General features: G+C 47.4%; 14 protein-coding genes. 7 read left to right on the top strand and 7 right to left on the bottom strand.

The features are described from left to right. The first annotated feature begins 101 nt into the window (after nucleotides 1-101). Together ACTRXF_RS13950 and ACTRXF_RS13945 are read left to right on the top strand one after the other, a co-directional pair. Nucleotides 102-1289, top strand: a complete 1188-nt coding sequence (locus ACTRXF_RS13950; RefSeq protein WP_474262768.1) for an MFS transporter — start codon at nucleotides 102-104, stop codon at nucleotides 1287-1289. Between the two features lie 512 nt (nucleotides 1290-1801). Beyond that, complete coding sequence (locus ACTRXF_RS13945) at nucleotides 1802-2491, top strand: C40 family peptidase (RefSeq protein WP_474279565.1); 690 nt, start codon at nucleotides 1802-1804, stop codon at nucleotides 2489-2491. Nucleotides 2492-2546: 55 nt separating this feature from the next. Here the strand turns inward: ACTRXF_RS13945 and ACTRXF_RS13940 are convergent, their stop codons facing one another. Beyond that, on the bottom strand, nucleotides 2547-4133 hold the full coding sequence (locus ACTRXF_RS13940) for an L-lactate permease (protein ID WP_474279563.1): 1587 nt from the start codon (nucleotides 4131-4133) through the stop codon (nucleotides 2547-2549). Between the two features lie 368 nt (nucleotides 4134-4501). On the opposite strand from ACTRXF_RS13940, the gene ACTRXF_RS13935 reads away from it, so the two are divergent. Further along, entirely contained in the window at nucleotides 4502-5431 is a 930-nt protein-coding gene (locus tag ACTRXF_RS13935; protein ID WP_474262762.1) for an AEC family transporter, read from the top strand. Between the two features lie 85 nt (nucleotides 5432-5516). Here the strand turns inward: ACTRXF_RS13935 and ACTRXF_RS13930 are convergent, their stop codons facing one another. The 3 genes from ACTRXF_RS13930 to ACTRXF_RS13920 all read right to left on the bottom strand — a co-directional run bounded on the left by ACTRXF_RS13930 (nucleotide 5517) and on the right by ACTRXF_RS13920 (nucleotide 8907). After that, entirely contained in the window at nucleotides 5517-6992 is a 1476-nt protein-coding gene (locus ACTRXF_RS13930; protein WP_474262760.1) for a protein adenylyltransferase SelO, read from the bottom strand. A 196-nt stretch (nucleotides 6993-7188) separates the two neighbouring features. Continuing rightward, nucleotides 7189-7923 (bottom strand): YqcI/YcgG family protein, encoded by a 735-nt coding sequence (locus tag ACTRXF_RS13925; RefSeq protein WP_474262758.1) that lies wholly within the window; start codon nucleotides 7921-7923, stop codon nucleotides 7189-7191. Nucleotides 7924-8025: 102 nt separating this feature from the next. Continuing rightward, on the bottom strand, nucleotides 8026-8907 hold the full coding sequence (locus tag ACTRXF_RS13920; RefSeq protein ID WP_474279561.1) for an aldo/keto reductase: 882 nt from the start codon (nucleotides 8905-8907) through the stop codon (nucleotides 8026-8028). A gap of 241 nt (nucleotides 8908-9148) precedes the next feature. Between ACTRXF_RS13920 and alr the strand changes: the two genes are divergently transcribed. After that, complete coding sequence (gene alr, locus ACTRXF_RS13915) at nucleotides 9149-10237, top strand: alanine racemase (RefSeq protein WP_474279559.1); 1089 nt, start codon at nucleotides 9149-9151, stop codon at nucleotides 10235-10237. A gap of 52 nt (nucleotides 10238-10289) precedes the next feature. Here the strand turns inward: alr and ACTRXF_RS13910 are convergent, their stop codons facing one another. The 3 genes from ACTRXF_RS13910 to ACTRXF_RS13900 all read right to left on the bottom strand — a co-directional run bounded on the left by ACTRXF_RS13910 (nucleotide 10290) and on the right by ACTRXF_RS13900 (nucleotide 13288). Then, nucleotides 10290-11243, bottom strand: a complete 954-nt coding sequence (locus ACTRXF_RS13910) for a Gfo/Idh/MocA family protein (RefSeq protein WP_474279557.1) — start codon at nucleotides 11241-11243, stop codon at nucleotides 10290-10292. A 103-nt stretch (nucleotides 11244-11346) separates the two neighbouring features. Continuing rightward, complete coding sequence (locus ACTRXF_RS13905; protein WP_474279555.1) at nucleotides 11347-12267, bottom strand: UbiA family prenyltransferase; 921 nt, start codon at nucleotides 12265-12267, stop codon at nucleotides 11347-11349. 139 nt (nucleotides 12268-12406) lie between these two features. After that, entirely contained in the window at nucleotides 12407-13288 is an 882-nt protein-coding gene (locus tag ACTRXF_RS13900) for a LysR family transcriptional regulator (protein WP_474279553.1), read from the bottom strand. Nucleotides 13289-13402: 114 nt separating this feature from the next. On the opposite strand from ACTRXF_RS13900, the gene ACTRXF_RS13895 reads away from it, so the two are divergent. Genes ACTRXF_RS13895 through ACTRXF_RS13885 form a run of 3 tightly spaced genes read left to right on the top strand, consistent with a single transcriptional unit; the run spans nucleotide 13403 to nucleotide 15961 of the window. After that, nucleotides 13403-14098, top strand: a complete 696-nt coding sequence (locus ACTRXF_RS13895; protein ID WP_474262745.1) for a CoA transferase subunit A — start codon at nucleotides 13403-13405, stop codon at nucleotides 14096-14098. A gap of 16 nt (nucleotides 14099-14114) precedes the next feature. Then, nucleotides 14115-14777, top strand: a complete 663-nt coding sequence (locus ACTRXF_RS13890) for a 3-oxoacid CoA-transferase subunit B (protein WP_474262743.1) — start codon at nucleotides 14115-14117, stop codon at nucleotides 14775-14777. Beyond that, complete coding sequence (locus ACTRXF_RS13885) at nucleotides 14774-15961, top strand: acetyl-CoA C-acetyltransferase (RefSeq protein WP_474262741.1); 1188 nt, start codon at nucleotides 14774-14776, stop codon at nucleotides 15959-15961. Before ACTRXF_RS13890 ends, ACTRXF_RS13885 begins: the two co-directional genes overlap by 4 nt. The last annotated feature ends 128 nt before the right edge of the window (nucleotides 15962-16089 follow it).

Genomic DNA, 16089 nt, shown 5'->3' with positions numbered 1-16089 from the left:
GTGCTGCCGTTTCGACGGCAGCATTTTTTATAGGGGTGGACAATTGAGGTTAAACGCTTTACCATAGTCTCTCATAGTTAAAAAAAAGAGAGGTGGCAAAGATGGGTATTCTTCGTACGAACCGGGCCATTATTATCGCTTTTATGATAGGAACTTTTTCTATTGGCATGACTGAATACGTGATTACTGGTCTTGTCACTCAATTATCGAACGATTTAAACGTACCTGTTTCTCTTACTGGTCTTCTGCTCAGTGTGTACGCTATCAGTGTGGCAGTCTTTGGACCGATCTTTCGTATTACGACGATGAAGTTTCCGGTCAAGCCGGTTTTGATTTCCTGTATGGCAGTCTTTGTGCTAAGTAATGTACTGGCAGCAGTGGCCACTTCTTTTACTGTGCTTGTGGTAGCGCGCCTGATTTCAGCGGCGATTCACGCTCCGTTTTTCGGTCTCAGTCTTGCGATGGCCCACCATATTGTGGCCCCGTCGAAAAGAGGGCAGGCTATTGCTGCTGTGCAGGGCGGCTTAACTATATCGATTATGCTTGGGGTGCCGTTCGGATCTTATCTTGGCGGCGTGCTGGAATGGAGAATTGTATTTTGGATGATTGCTGTTCTTGGATTAATTACGCTAATTGGGCTTGTGCTGACCCTGCCAAATGAAAAGCCCACCGAAATACCAAAAGTGAAATATGAACTGGGCGTCTTTAAAGAAAAGACATTTCTTATGACGCTTGCCATCGTTATTCTCGGCTACTCCGGTGTTTTTACCACCTATGTGTTCAAAGAACCGATTCTGCGTGAGATCGGTGGTGTGGATGTCATAGGGGTGACATTCGCGCTGTTTGCGTTTGGTACTGGGGCTGTCGCCGGGAATTTTCTTTCGAGCCGTATCCCGCTTAATCATTTAACGAGCAGGCTGCGTATTGCGTTTCTGCTTTTGACACTCATTTTGGTTTTCTTTATACCAATGATCAGCGTCATCGGCACGTTGTTTATCGCAAGCTTTTTACTTGGAATGTTTGCTTTTGGCACGGTGCCGCTGTTAAATGCCAAGCTGCTGATTACCGGTCAGCATGCCCCTTCTCTAGCCGGAACAATAGCTGCAGCCGCCTTTAACCTGGCGAATGCGCTAGGAGCTACTCTGGGAACAATCGTACTGAACGCGGGAGCAACGTTTTTTGTGCTGACACTCTGCGGGGCAGCGCTCTCTGTTATCGGTATTCTGCTTACAGTACTGCTTCACCGGATGGAAAGCAGGAAGGCAGCTGAATCTTCTAATGCAGCGTGAACATTTGAATTAAAGTGATAGGGCTGTCTACGGGGAAATCCGGGACAGCTCTTTTTTATTGATTCAGGCCAGTCCATTTGTTAAAAAATAAAGGTTAAAAATGAAGAATATGCCGACTTATATCCGACTTTTTCAGAGTAGAACCTTTTAATGAAGTGTCATATCAATCTTTTTTCCCAAAGTGATATTATTTATTATGTATTTAAAAAGATATTAAATTTTATTTACCTAATTAATGTATAAAATATTACTTTTATTAAAATGAGATTACAAATGTCCTAATGTCGTTGTTTAACGACGCTGGGTCAGATATACTCGGTCATGTTGAGTCGCTGATTCAACGCACATAAAAAATCTTTAAACTACTTAATGGAGGTGCAGTTTCACTCCGTCGTGACCAGCCGTTGTTGCTCCAGTCGTGTGGCAAAAAGGCAAGTAAATATATAAGAAAAATAAACAATACCTACTTAATCAAGTTTCGGTGATGGGTACTTCGACGAGTGAACGTTATAATGAAAAAATATCTTTTTGGAACAGCAATTACAGCAGGAGTTCTATTTGGTGCCCCGCAGGCAGCAGATGCATCAATCGATGATCACGGATCCTTATCTTACGGTGACACTAATTCATCGGTAAACGATTTACAGGAAACCTTAAAGGATGAAGGGTATTTCCACGGCTATACCGGCTCGCGATTTGGTCCAAGAACATTGAGCGCAGTAAAAGAATATCAATCCGATCACGGCATTTCTTCTCCGGCTGGCAATTATTACGGTGTAGCCGGTCCATCGACGCAGGATTCTTTAATGGGATCAGGCTCTTCGGAACAGGTAGCGGGAGTATCTACAAGCAGCAGCTCCGGTATTACGAGTACGGCTAAGCAATACATCGGGTCACCTTATGTATGGGGTGGCACATCCCCAAGCGGTTTTGACTGCAGCGGTTTTATCAATTATGTTTACGAGAAGCACGGTGAAAGTATTCCAAGGACCGTTTCAGGTATGTATAGTGCAAGCTCGAAAGTTTCCAGCCCTTCTCCAGGAGATGTTGTGTTCTTTAACACGAGAGGCGGAGCTTCTCACGCGGGTATTTACGTAGGTAACAATGAATTTGTTCATTCCGGTTCTTCTACAGGCGTAACTACTTCGAGTCTCGACAGCTCTTACTGGGGCCCACGTTACATGGGAGCCGGCCAGCTTTAAAGTAAGAATAAAAACAGGCATGACGCTTATTAAAGGGTCATGCCTGTTTTTTGTATTAGAATACATTCATTATAATAAATCCTCCAACTCCAGCGAGTACCCCGTAAAGAATAGCTGGACCAAGCGTTTTACGGATAACGCTGCCTTCTTTTCCCTCCATGCCAACCACTGCACATGCAGCGACCACGTTGTGAATACAAATCATGTTTCCGGCGCCGGAGCCTACAAGCTGTGCCCCCAGTACGACACTGGCATCTACTCCAGTAGCATTGGCGATACTGTATTGTACAGGAGAGAACGTGAGAGTGGAAACGGTGGCACTTCCAGTAATAAATGATCCAAGTTCCCCGAGAAATGGTGCGACAAGAATCCACATCGGACCGAAAGCGGCTGCCATCCCGGCTGCGATATATTCCGGCATACTGGTAATATCGCTGGTGTTGATTCCGGAATTACTGAACACATGCACCATTACAAGCGTAGCAAATAAAGTAATTCCGGTAATTTTGATAGTGGAAAGAGCTTCTTTTGAAGAAGCGGTGAAATTTTTGAATGAACGCCTTTGAATCAGTACTGCAAGCAGTGCCGTAATAGTAAGAATGGTTCCGGGAGAATACAGCAGCTCCCAATTGGAAGTTACCCCTTCAACCCCTAAAATGTTAGTCCAGGAAAGGTCAAGAACGGTAGTCGTAAACTCCCGCAGCCAGGGGACAATTCTTGTTAAAAGCAGGAGGGCCACCACGATCAGGTACGGCGACCAGGCGGTAAGAAGACTCATGTCGGATTGTTTAGTATCGATCTCGAAGTCGTCCTGCAGGGCATCCGTCCAGATATCTTTTGGAAGCAGAATTCCTTTTTTTGCGGTGAATGCTGCAGCAGCGAGTCCTGTGAGCGCTCCCAAAATAGCAACAAACTCCGGGCCAAACAGGAACGCATATAATAATGCTGACGACGTGTATACAGCTCCGACCATCAAGGTCCATGGAAGCATCGGCCAAGCATCCTTCAATCCTCTGCCTTTCCCAAAAAACAGGGTTAGTACCACGATTAGAATAAACGGTATAAAGGTGCCGCCGAACAAATCAATTAATGTAACTGTAATACCAACTTCCTGGAAAAAGGCAGGGCCCGCTGCATCAAGCGTGCTGAGACCTACAATGACGGGCGTGCCGACGGCTCCAAAAGCAACAGCTGAACTGTCCGCTATAAGCGCTGTAGATACGGCAGCAAGCGGCTTAAAGCCCAGGGCAAGCATCAACGGAGCGGTAATCATTGCCGGAGTGCCGAAGCCGGCAGCCCCTTCAAGCAGGGAGCCAAACAGAAAAGCTACAATGATCAGCTGCACCCGCATATCCTTTGAAATACTTTGAAACCCCTGGTTAATACGGTCTACAGCTCCGTTTTTCCGAAGTGTATTCAGCAGTACGAGCGCTCCAAATAAAATAAGCAGAATGGTTAATGTTTTATGGGCACCCTGCAGAATAGAAGAAAGAATAACCTGGCCCCCCATCCCCCAGACGGTAACGGCAAGCAGGAGCACAATAACAGAACTGAGAGTCATTCCTTTAATGGCAGGCATGCGAAGCAAAACGAGAAAAATAAATGGAAAAATGACAGCGCTTAGGGCAACGAGCATCAGCATAAACTTGTCTCCTTTAGGTGGGGAAAGTTAAAATAAAAATTGAATTCTTTGTTTTGGAGATATGGTCATCAGATGTCTTAATTTTATATTAAACGCTTTCATCAATGGATGCAATAGGAGATCCTGACTTAGGAGAGGTGGAAAATTTTTTGTCGCTTTTCAGACATAAATCAGACAATATACTGTCATAGTCGCGATTAAAAATTGATAAAAAAGGGATGAAGCTTGACCGTTTCATATGATGAATGATATTCATTTTACTTGAGGATAAATTTAACATTTTTATTGCTGAGGGATAGAATTATTAGTACATTGATATAAGATGAAAAAATTATTCATACCAACGGTTGCCTGGGAGAGATGCTTTCTTGTCTTTTTTGCCATTAATTATGCTCGAAATAATGCTTCCAATCTTTATTTTGCTGCTGCTCGGAGCAGTACTTCATCGAATATACGATTTTCATCTCAATACGTTGTCGAGGCTGTTAACGGGACTGTTTCTCCCGGTCGTTATTTTTACAAATATTTCAGCGATGGAGGTGGATTCGTCTGTATTGCTTGAAGTTGGTGCCTTTCTGCTGATCCAGTTTTGCCTGCTGGCTCTGCTTGCCGGCGTGTGTGCAAGGTTGTTTGGTATGGATGCGAAGCTTACCGCAACATTTAAAAACAGTGTAGTACTTATGAATTCAGGAAACTTCGGGCTGCCGGTCAGCCAGTTGGTATTTGCTTCTAACCCGCTTGGGGTATCGATCCAGATTATTGTACTGATGTTTCAAAACTTTTTAACGTTTACATATGGAGTTTTTACTTCTGCAACCACACAGAAAACAGGAATAAAGGAAAATCTGGCCCCGTTATTTAAAACGCCCACGATTTATGCCTTAGCGCTTGGTCTTGTGTTTTACATATTTAATCTTTCACTGCCAAAAGCAGCAGAGCAGGTGTTAAATCAGATTGCTGCCGGATTCACGGCCCTCGCGCTTCTTGTCCTGGGAGCACAGATTGCATATCCGAAGCTGAAGCATTTATCCCCGGTTTTCTTTTTTACTATCGGCCTTCGATTAGTGGGGGCCCCGCTTATCGCTTTAGGAATTATTTGGCTGCTGCAGCTTGAAGGAACGCTTGCCCAGGCGTTATTTATTGCAAGCTCGTTTCCCATGTCCAGAAACAGCGCACTGTTTGCGCTCGAATACGATAATTATCCGGAATATGCCGCCCAAAGCGTGCTTATTTCTACAATCCTTGGAGGAATGACGGTTTCCATTGTCATCTTTTTATCGCAGGTATGGTTTGGGTAAAATGGTAAAACGGTCATGAACACTAAAAATAGGAATCCCCCGCTCAGCAGTGAGCGGGGGATTCCTTTAACTGCACATCGTCTCTCTACGTACCGCAGTACGTTCGGTACGGTACAAGCGTGGGAGCCGGAGGTGCCGTATATTTTTCCTGCTCCCTGGTGTGGGCATAAGGCTCTGAAAGTACATCCATAAGCTGATTCATGAGAGTGTAATCTCCATTTTTTTCGGCAGCTTCAAGTGCTTCTTCCACATGATGATTCCGCGGAATTACCGCCGGGTTGTGGTCACGCATCAGCTGGCGGACAGCATCTTTAGATTCGTTTTGTCTACCGAGACGCTCCAGCCATTGTTCCTGCCAGGAAGTAAATCTGCTATCTGTAAACAGCCCGGAGTCGTCCAGCTTGTTAAAGGTGAGGGCCCGGAAGGTATTCGTGTAATCTGCTTCGTATTCCTGCATAAGGTTGAGCAGGTCTGTAATAAGTGCTTCGTCTTCCGTTTCTTCTGTGAAAAGCCCGAGTTTTGCACGCATACCCTGAAGCCAGTACTCATTAAACTGTTGAGGGAAACGGGAAATTTCTGCCTGCGCGAGCTCGACGGCTTTTTCCTGGTTTTCGTCAATTAGCGGCACGAGGGCTTCGGCAAAACGGGAAAGGTTCCACTCTGCCATAATCGGCTGTCGTCCGTAAGCGTAGCGGCCACGCGCATCGATGGAACTGAATACGGTCTTCGGGTCATAGCTGTTCATAAACGCGCATGGACCATAATCGATGGTTTCGCCGCTGAGTGCCATATTATCGCTGTTCATTACGCCGTGAATGAAACCGGCAAGCTGCCATTTGGCAATCAAGGAAGCCTGGCGTGTAACAACTTCCCGGAGCAGCATCAGGTACGGATGTTCCGTTTCCCTGACTTCTGGATAGTGCCGGCTGATCGTATAGTCGGCAAGGGCTTTTAGATCATTCATCGATCCGCGGTTTAAAGCATATTCAAACGTGCCAACGCGCAGATGACTGGAGGCCGTGCGTGTTAATACCGCTCCGGTCAGTACACTTTCGCGAAAGACAGGCTCACCAGTTTTAACAACGGCGAGGCTCCGGGTGGTCGGTATGCCAAGAGCATGCATGGCTTCACTGATAATATATTCGCGAAGCATTGGACCGAGAGCGGCTCGTCCATCACCGCCGCGTGAATAAGGTGTGCGGCCGGATCCTTTCAGCTGAATGTCGACTCTGCGTCCATCCGGCGTTATTTGTTCTCCGTGAAGCAGGGCACGCCCGTCCCCAAGCATCGTAAAATGGCCAAACTGATGACCGGCGTAAGCCTGGGCAAGGGGGAATCCGTTTTCCGGCGTTTCGCTGCCTGCAAGTACCTGTACGCCTTTCTCCTCTTTTAATGCCTCACTGTCGAGACCGAGAGAGTCAGCAAGCTGTTCGTTCAGTACAATCAGCTCCGGGTTCTGAGCCGGAGCAGGGATGATTTTGGAGAAAAAGGTGTGCGGAAGGGAGGCATAGCTGTGTTCAAGCTGCCAGCCCGCTTGTTTTAGAGTATTTTTGTCAGCCATAAAGACTCCTTTAAAATATATTTTTAAAACGCAGCAAGCTATATCGGACAAATCATTATTTATAAAATGTACATTTTCATTATACAGGCCTGCGTCGGGGTTCTTCAAATTTAAAGATGCGAATTATATACATGTAAAAAACGCTTCCTGCGTTCAGCAGAAAGCGCGAATATTTGACTATCTTAATCAGAAATGATTATACGTCTTTATGATGGAACGGACATTTGCCTTCTATTGGCTTAATGTCGTCTCCAATGAAAAACTGCTTCCACTCGTTGTGCGTCGGATCGCCGAAATGGCTGATATCCGGGTGGGTGGGAAGGTTATCCCACTTTTCCACGCGCGACCGCACCTTCTCTCTCGACATGATGCCGCCTTTTTCTGTGCCTTCGAGACCTTCAAAAATAGCCCGGGGCTGAAAGCCGAGAATCAAACTGTTTCCCAGATCTCTCGTTTTCCGCTGTTTATAGGCCGGGGCGTTACCGAAAACAAAAACAGGCTCGCCGGCAAAATGGTAATCCCACAGAAAATGATCAGGATCCTTTGGCTTGTCTCCCGGCCAGCTGTACCGGTCCTGTTCATGCAGATGCTGCAGAACGTCCCAGAAATAAGAACGATAATAATCGACGGACTGCTCGCGTATTTCCGGCTCGACGAAAAGGAAAAGACCGTGCCGGGTAAAGGGCGGTTCATTCATTAAATGCAGAAAGCTTTCAAGCACGCCGCCAAGGTGATCCCACTGATCATGAGTAATATAAGAGTAGCGGAGCTCTCCTTTTCGCTGGGCTTTCATACCGAAAAAGCAGGGGAACTCCGGGTTGGTTACAACACGCTTAAAGGTCTGGTACTCCTCCTGCAGCCAGGAGGGAAGCTCGTGGGACGTTTCCATGTCTTCTTTCGTCAGCAGGTAAGGGCTGTTCGTTTTTAACATACTGCTGCTCCTTTCATTCAAAAATCAAGGGCGCCTGCCTGGTTTAAAAAAGCTTTCAGCCAATGCAGCATCATTGCCGGCTGAAAGCTTATATAAAAAGGTTTAGCTGCTGCTGTTCTCTACGGCATTGGTAAGCGTATTGAATTCCTCGTCGCTCAGTTTGATGCCGGCTGCAGCGATATTATCTTCAAGGTGGCTTACTGTGGACGTTCCGGGAATTGGCAGGATAACGTCAGAGCGCTTCAACAGCCACGCAAGCGCAAGCTGAGCTGGTTTCGCATTGTGTTCCTCTGCCAGCTGAGCCAACGGTCCGCCTTCCTGGGCCAGTTCCCCAGTAGCAAGAGGGAACCATGGGATAAAGGCAATATTATTATCAGTACAATAGTCGAGCATTTCTTCGGATTCACGATTGGCCAGGTTATAGCGGTTTTGCACAGAAGCAATAAAAGTTACCTTTTGCGCTTCTTTAAATTGCTCTGTATTCACTTCACTGAGTCCAATGTGACGGATTTTTCCTTCCTCCTGCATTTTTTTCAGCTCGCCTACCTGATCTGCAATCGGCACTTCAGGGTCTACCCGGTGCAGCTGCATAAGGTCGATGCGTTCAAGACCAAGATCCATCAGGTTCAGCTCCACCTGCTGGCGCAGGTATTCCGGACGTCCCACAGGGCGCCAGTCATTTGGGCCTGCACGGGTGAGGCCGACCTTTGTCGCGATCGTCATGTCATCATTATACGGATGAAGAGATTCTTTAATGAGGCGGTTCGCCGTGAACGGGCCATAGGCATCTGCCGTATCAATAAAGTTCACTCCGAGCTCTGATGCCCGGCGGAGCACCCGGACGGCTTCATCAGGATTGGATGGTTCCTTCCATACTCCTTCACCTGTCAGCTGCATGGCGCCGTATCCTAGACGGTTTACTTCTATATCGCCGCCGATCCGGAATGTGCCGGCCTGATCTGCGGTAATGTCTGAATTACTCATATATGATCCTCCTTCGATGAAAACAAAAGTTTGTACACCTTAATCATCATACCCGCGCCGGGGTCTTTTTAATCAAATGCTTTTCCTCAGAAGAATAACAGCTGAAGGGAGATGCATTTATATTAAAAAAGATGAGAGAAAGGTAGTTTTCGAGCGGGCTCGTAAAGGTATAGAACAGAAGACGCATGAAATTATTCTCAGATTTAAAGAGTAATATTCAACATAGAAGGGCGTGTAATGGATGAATTCTTCATGGATTGAAATTAACGTAAAGGCTGTACGAAACAATATTCATCAAATTAAAAACCGGATGCCGGATAAATTTTTTGCAGGCATCGTTAAAAGCAATGCCTACGGCCATGGACTGGTGCCTATGGCCAAGTACATTGAAAACGAAGTTGATTATTTAGCGGTAGGGGTGGAGGAAGAAGGCGTTGAACTGCGAAACAACGGCGTGAAGGCTCCCATATTAATTTTAGGCCCTTATTTCAGTGCAGAAAGTGTAATCGATTACAATCTGACGCCAACCGTTGATACGATTGAAAAAATGAAAAAATTAGATGAAGCGGCAGAGAAGAAAAACGTGGGGGCATATCCCTTCCACTTAAAAATCAATATTTCTTTAAACCGTTTCGGTCTGGATGAAAAGGATTTAAACTCATTTCTGGAGGTTTACCAGGCATTAAAGTCAGTAAAAATGGAAGGCGTTTACTCTCATTTTGCCGCAAACAGGCATGCAGAAAAGATTATTTCCCAGAGTGACCGCTTAAAGCAGTGTATAGAAATCATAACAAAAATTTATCAAATCCATCCGGAGTATGTGCACATGGCTAACAGCGCGATAGCTGTTAAACATCCGAACCTTGGCTTTAATATGATACGTATTGGCAATGCCATGTTCGGGCAGGCGGCGAGCAGAAATGGTCTGCGTTTTGAAGAAACGTTTGAGCTGAAAACACCTCTTCTTGAAACGAGGGAAATTGAAGCAGGGAGCACAGCGGGCTACGGAGACACAAAGCCGTTGGATGAACCAATGACTGTTGGTCTTATTCCGCTCGGAGAAGCCCACGGCTTTAACTTTGCCCGTGAGAAACAGTCCGATACGTTAAAAAAGCTCGCCTTTAATATTCTGCGGGATGTGCGTTCCTATGTCCGTCCCCCGGCGAAAATATTCTGTGGAGAAGAACCGGTTTCGATAGTAGGGAAACCGAGTTCGCAGTTTTCACTGGTGGATGTGACAGGGAAATCAGTCAGCGAAGGAGATGCTTTAACGGCAAGAGTTTCGATCATGAATGTGCAGGAATCCATTGAACGGAAGTATATAGAATAACAGCAAAAAACGACCCGCAGCCTCCTTTGATTGGAGACCGCGGGCCGTTTTTTTATGAATTAATAAGCTGCTCAAGCACAGAAGCATTTTCCGCTAGTCCATCGGAAGGCCAGCTTCTTCCCTCGAGGAGGCCAAGGGAGAGCGATTGCATACCGGTAATGTAGTAGTTATCGGAGATCGTTTCACTGTAGGATTCTCCGTTTGCCAGTTCAATAGAGACTTTGCACGGTTGTTCTGTCGGCACAAACGCCTGGTGGGCCCGAAGCACACCTTTCGTTCCAACCACCTCGTATTCGTTTCGGAGGGCCGCATTCATACCGGAGTCGAAATGGGCCAGCCTGCCGTCCGGAAATGTAAGAATTCCTGCAGCTGCCCAGTCACTGCGTTCGTTTTCATGAAATGAATAAAAAGCTTTCGCGTGCTCCGGTTCCCCCATAACCTGACGAATGGCATGAATGCAGTAGCAGCCGACATCATACAGACTTCCACCCCCTTCAGCCTGCGAGTGAAGCCGAATGTTGCCCTCGGTATGCTGCAGCGGGAAGGTAAACGATGAGCGCATCGTCACTACGTCTCCGATCGCATTACCTGCAAGCATTTTTTGTACAAGCTGGTGCTGAGGGTGGAACCGGTACATAAATGCTTCCATAAACTGAACGCCGTTTTCTTCGCAGGCTTTTTTTATTTTTCCGGCCTCTGCCTGAGTCAGTGCTGCCGGCTTTTCGCATAATACATGCTTCTGCTTTCTAGCAGCTTTGATGCTCCATTCCTTGTGGAGGTGATTGGGGAGAGGAATGTAGACCGCATCGATGTCCGGGTCTTCAAGCAGATCATCGTAGCTTTGATACACCTTAGGAATATCAAAAGCTTCGGCGAGTTCCCCGGCTTTGTCGCTGCTGCTTGCGATCGCATATGCTTCGGCATTTTCTGTATGCTGCAGTGCAGGCAGCACCTTTCTTCTGGCGATATCGGCTGTACCTAAAATTCCCCATCGAATAGTTTTCATCAAAAAGCCTCCTAATTAATTACAAAATGCAGTCTCGTTCCCACATTGTACACTATTATGATAGAAGCTGCCTGTCATTCAGAACAAGCGGGTGTCCGAGCGATTAAAAAATTCCCTGCAATAGAAGAGCCACTGCCAGGAAAAAGCCGCACAGAACGGTACTTTTAATCGATGCCCCCATGAGCGGACCATAAGATTCAGAAGGGTTGGTATCTTCAAGGGCGGCATACGCCTTTGCGAGCGGCCACGCAGAAATAACGGCAATCAGAGCGTACCAGGGGAGCGCCCCGACGAAAATACCTAAGGGAATCGTAAGCATCGCAAGCAGGGTAAAGGCTTTCGAGAGAAGCAGTCCTTTCTTTTCCCCGAGTACGACGACGAGCGTATTTTTTCCGGAGTCACGGTCAGCACGCCAATGAAGAAAATGATGATTGTAAAGCACCATAGTCGTTAATATGCCGATCGGCAGAGAGAGAAAAAAGGCCCGAACGTCGAAAAATCCCGTCTGCACGTAGTAGCTTCCCATCACGGGAAGCACCCCGAACGAAAGCAGGATGGCGACTTCGCCGTATCCCTTGCCCCGGTAACCGAATTTGAAGGGAGGGGCTACATAAAAATAAGCAAGCAGTCCGCCGGCGGCAGCCAGTATCAAAAGCGGCCACCCTTTGGCAATACTTAAAATGACACCACATAAAAGAGCGAGGGCGAAAAACATCCATGTAACAGACGCGAATGTTTTTTCAGAGACCCGGCCTCCTGTCAGCATGCCGGAATTGGTGGAAACGTCGTTTGCCGTATCCTGTGCCTTTGTATCAACACCGTTACGGTAGTCCCACAAATCGTTCACCATGTTGGAAAACAAGTGGGCGCTGAATGCCCCGATCAGTGTAATAATAAACCAAAGCGGCTCAAAGACCCCGTTCCATGCGAAAGCACCAAGTGCCCCTAATAGGACAGGCATTAGCATGACGGACAAAAAGCTTGCCCGAGCGGCCTCCAGCCAAAAAGAAATTGTTTGTTTCATAAGCAACGTCCTTTCCATATGAAATAAGCATAAAGAAATGAAATAAAACTGCTTATGAATTATATCAAAAAGAAAAGCCGAACACCTGATTAGTGTTTTAGGGACACGTGAACAGGTGTATGAAAGTAAAAAAGGATTATTAATTAAAAGCCTCTTCCACAAACGAGATCCACGCCTGGGCGGCCTGCGTCTGATAGCTTTGCTTCCGCCAGATGAGCGCCAGCCGCCAGTGCAGTAATTCATCGTCTACTGCCAGCACGGAAACATTACTGGTATTTGCTTTATGGACAACTGTTTCGGGAAGGAGGGCGACGCCGAGGCCCGCCATGGCACTCTCAAATAAAAAGTCCCACTGGGAGCTTTCGTAAAGAATTTCGGGTTCAAAGCCGGCCTGGATGCATGACTCCATGACCCGGTCGTACAGAGCAAATCCCTGTTGAAACATTAAAAAGGGTTCATACTTTAAATCCTTCATTTGTATGCTTTCGCGGCCGGCAAGCGGATGATCCGCCGAAGTGACGGCAAGAATTTTCCGGTCGATGATCTGTCGGACCTCAAACTGTTCTTCATCGACTGGAAGAATGGCTACACCGACATCGATATTTCCTTCGAGCAGAGACTGCTCCATAATTTTCGCCCCTTCTTCGACAATGTGCATGCCGGCTTCCGGATAGGCTCTGCGGAAGTCGGCAATAATTTCGGGGAAAAAGCTGGAGCCAATGACGGGCGGGAGCCCGAACGTAAAGCTGCCTTTTTTATGCAGCTTAATTTCTTCTGCTTCCTGCCACAAATCCTCTGCGCTGCGGAGTACCTTCCGGGCATGCTGGCGGATAATTTCGCCTTCTTTTGTAACGAAAAGGTGACGGGTGGAGCGGTCGAGCAGACGGAGACCGATTTCTTCTTCAAGCTGATGAATTGTTTTGCTTAAAGCGGGCTGTGAAATGTGCAGCTTCTCGCTGGCCCGGGAGAAGCTTAGCTCCTTGCAGACTTCGAGGAAAAAACGAAGCTGTTTGATATCCATGCGTCACCTCTTATTCCATTTAGTAATAAATTTATATTATTTATCTATTTTACTTATGAAAGCGCTATTAGTAAAGTGGAGTTACCAATTAAAGGACTGAAAGGGGTTTATACAATGACGAAGATACAGACATCTTTTGAAGAGAGCGTTGCCCGCATTCAGGACGGTGCTACGCTGATTGTCGGAGGGTTCGGCCTTTGCGGTATTCCGGAAAAAGCCATTCAGGCGCTGGCTGAAAAGGGAACGAAGAATTTAACAGTAGTCAGTAATAACTGCGGTGTCAACGACTGGGGGCTTGGACTGCTGCTGGAAAATAAACAGATTAATAAAATGGTGGCCTCCTACGTAGGAGAAAATAAAATTTTTGAAGAGCAGTACTTAAACGGGGAACTCGAGGTGGAACTTGTGCCTCAGGGAACGCTTGCAGAGCGTATCCGGGCAGGCGGCGCTGGTATTCCCGGCTTTTACACGCCGACCGGGGTAGGAACTCCGATCGCTGAAGGTAAAGAGCATAAGGTTATCGGCGGCAGGCAGTGCATTCTTGAAGAAGCTATTCAGGGGGATGCGGCTCTTGTAAAAGCATGGAAGGGCGATGCCTATGGAAACCTCATTTACCGAAAAACAGCCCGTAATTTTAATCCGCTGGCGGCAGCGGCAGGGAAATTCACTATCGCAGAGGTGGAAGAGCTGGTTGACGTCGGTGAACTAGATCCGGACTTTATCCATACGCCGAGCCTGTACGTTCAGCATCTGCTTGTCGGAGCATCGTATGAAAAACGTATCGAACGAAAAACGGTCCAGCAGGCATAAAAGGAGGATGAAAAGAATGAGTAGTCAAAGAGAAAACATTATACAACGGGCAGTAAAGGAAATCGAAGACGGCACGATCGTAAATCTGGGCATCGGCATGCCGACCATGATTGCCAACTACATTCCGGCAGAGAAAAATATATTTCTTCACTCCGAAAATGGCCTGCTTGGCATCGGACCGTATCCGGAGGAGGAAGACGTGGATGCGGATCTGATTAATGCCGGGAAAGAAACCGTAACAGTCAAACAGGGAGGGTCTTTTTTTGATAACGCGGAATCCTTTGCTATGATCCGCGGCGGTCATATTGATCTCGCAATTCTTGGGGGCATGGAGGTTTCCGCGCAGGGAGATCTTGCAAACTGGATGATCCCGGGAAAAATGGTTAAAGGCATGGGCGGTGCCATGGATATCGTGCAGGGAGCGCAAAAAGTAGTTATCATCATGACTCATACGAACAAAGAAGGAGAATCAAAAATCCGATCAGAATGTGCTCTCCCGCTGACCGGCGAAAAAGTAGTGGACCGGTTGATTACAGATATGGCGGTTTTTGATTTTACGCCATCGGGCATGGTGCTGAGAGAAGTATTGAACGGAGCAGATGTAAAAACAGTAGAGCAGTATACAGAAGCTTCTTTTACAATTGATGAAGCTCTGATAGACCGGGAGGGGAAACAATGAAGATGGAAGAGGTTCTGCTTGGAGGAGCGGTACGGACTCCGGTGGGCGGCTTTATGGGCAGCTTAAAGGACGTACCGGCTGTAGATCTGGGGGCACTTGTGATTGAAGAAGCACTTGAGCGTGCCGGTGTCCCGAAGGAAGAAGTAGATGAAGTCATTATGGGGAACGTGCTGCAGGCAGGTCTTGGGCAGAACCCGGCAAGGCTGGCTTCTTTAAAGGCCGGTCTTTCTGAAAATGTACCTGCTATGACCATTAACAAAGTGTGCGGATCCGGCTTGAAGGCCGTCCATCTGGCGGCTCAGGCCGTGCTGTCCGGCGATGCGGAAATCGTCGTTGCCGGCGGGATGGAAAACATGAGTCGGGCTCCGTACCTGCAGATGAACGCGCGCAGCGGCTTTGGCATGGGAGACCAGAAGCTGGTGGACAGCATGCTTCACGACGGTCTGATGTGTGCAGTGGAAAACTATCATATGGGTGTGACAGCCGAAAACATCAATCACGAATACGGCTTTACACGCGAGGAACAGGATTCGTTCGCCGCAGCCAGTCAGCAGAAGGCAGCAGCAGCGAGAGATAATGGGCTGTTCAAAGAAGAAATCGTGGCCGTCCATGTGCCTCAGCGAAAAGGAGATCCCATCGAGATAGTGGATGATGAACATATCCGAAGTGACACAACGGTGGAAAAGCTGAAAAAATTAAAGCCGGCGTTTCAAAAGGATGGAAGCGTGACCGCAGGCAACGCCTCCGGGATTAATGACGGGGCAGCAGCGGTTATTGTCATGAGTGAGAAGAAAGCGAAGGAGCTGGACATTACAGGGATCGCTCGTATTGCCGGCAACGCTAGTGCTGCCGTGGATCCGAGCGTGATGGGGCTGGGGCCGGTCCCGGCCATCCGAAAAGCTTTAGATAAAGCTTCCACTCCGATGGAAGATATCGATCTGATTGAAGCAAACGAAGCGTTTGCCGCCCAGTCACTAGCTGTGCAAAGAGACTTGAATATCGATTCGGAGAAGCTGAATGTAAACGGGGGAGCAATCGCGTTAGGGCATCCGATTGGGGCAAGCGGCACAAGGGTTTTCGTGACCCTGCTCCATCAGATGAAGCGCCAGCAGGCGGATACGGGGTTGGCAGCTTTATGTATCGGAGGCGGCCAGGGCGTTGCCACCGTCGTGAAAAGAGTTTAAATAAAAACGTTAATATGAACAAATATAAAACATCTCCGGGCCGGCGCATACTGATCGGCTGCAGGGGATGTTTTTTCAATAAAAGTCCCGCGACTATTGAAAAAATTCGCAGGACCGTTACCATTTAA

This window comes from Marinococcus sp. LNHM3E3-2.2 (genome assembly GCF_056034385.1).
The sequence above is the reverse complement of the archived record's forward strand: the minus strand, read 5'-3'. Positions and strand labels throughout refer to the sequence as shown.

Excerpts from the sequence above, each read along its gene's own strand:
- ACTRXF_RS13950 (WP_474262768.1), top strand. The coding sequence starts at position 102 with ATGGGTATTCTTCGTACGAACCGGGCCATTATTATCGCTTTTATGATA.
- ACTRXF_RS13945 (WP_474279565.1), top strand. The coding sequence starts at position 1,802 with ATGAAAAAATATCTTTTTGGAACAGCAATTACAGCAGGAGTTCTATTT.
- ACTRXF_RS13940 (WP_474279563.1), bottom strand. The coding sequence starts at position 4,133 with ATGCTGATGCTCGTTGCCCTAAGCGCTGTCATTTTTCCATTTATTTTT.
- ACTRXF_RS13930 (WP_474262760.1), bottom strand. The coding sequence starts at position 6,992 with ATGGCTGACAAAAATACTCTAAAACAAGCGGGCTGGCAGCTTGAACAC.
- ACTRXF_RS13925 (WP_474262758.1), bottom strand. The coding sequence starts at position 7,923 with ATGTTAAAAACGAACAGCCCTTACCTGCTGACGAAAGAAGACATGGAA.
- ACTRXF_RS13920 (WP_474279561.1), bottom strand. The coding sequence starts at position 8,907 with ATGAGTAATTCAGACATTACCGCAGATCAGGCCGGCACATTCCGGATC.
- alr (WP_474279559.1), top strand. The coding sequence starts at position 9,149 with ATGAATTCTTCATGGATTGAAATTAACGTAAAGGCTGTACGAAACAAT.
- ACTRXF_RS13910 (WP_474279557.1), bottom strand. The coding sequence starts at position 11,243 with ATGAAAACTATTCGATGGGGAATTTTAGGTACAGCCGATATCGCCAGA.
- ACTRXF_RS13905 (WP_474279555.1), bottom strand. The coding sequence starts at position 12,267 with ATGAAACAAACAATTTCTTTTTGGCTGGAGGCCGCTCGGGCAAGCTTT.
- ACTRXF_RS13900 (WP_474279553.1), bottom strand. The coding sequence starts at position 13,288 with ATGGATATCAAACAGCTTCGTTTTTTCCTCGAAGTCTGCAAGGAGCTA.
- ACTRXF_RS13895 (WP_474262745.1), top strand. The coding sequence starts at position 13,403 with ATGACGAAGATACAGACATCTTTTGAAGAGAGCGTTGCCCGCATTCAG.
- ACTRXF_RS13890 (WP_474262743.1), top strand. The coding sequence starts at position 14,115 with ATGAGTAGTCAAAGAGAAAACATTATACAACGGGCAGTAAAGGAAATC.
- ACTRXF_RS13885 (WP_474262741.1), top strand. The coding sequence starts at position 14,774 with ATGAAGATGGAAGAGGTTCTGCTTGGAGGAGCGGTACGGACTCCGGTG.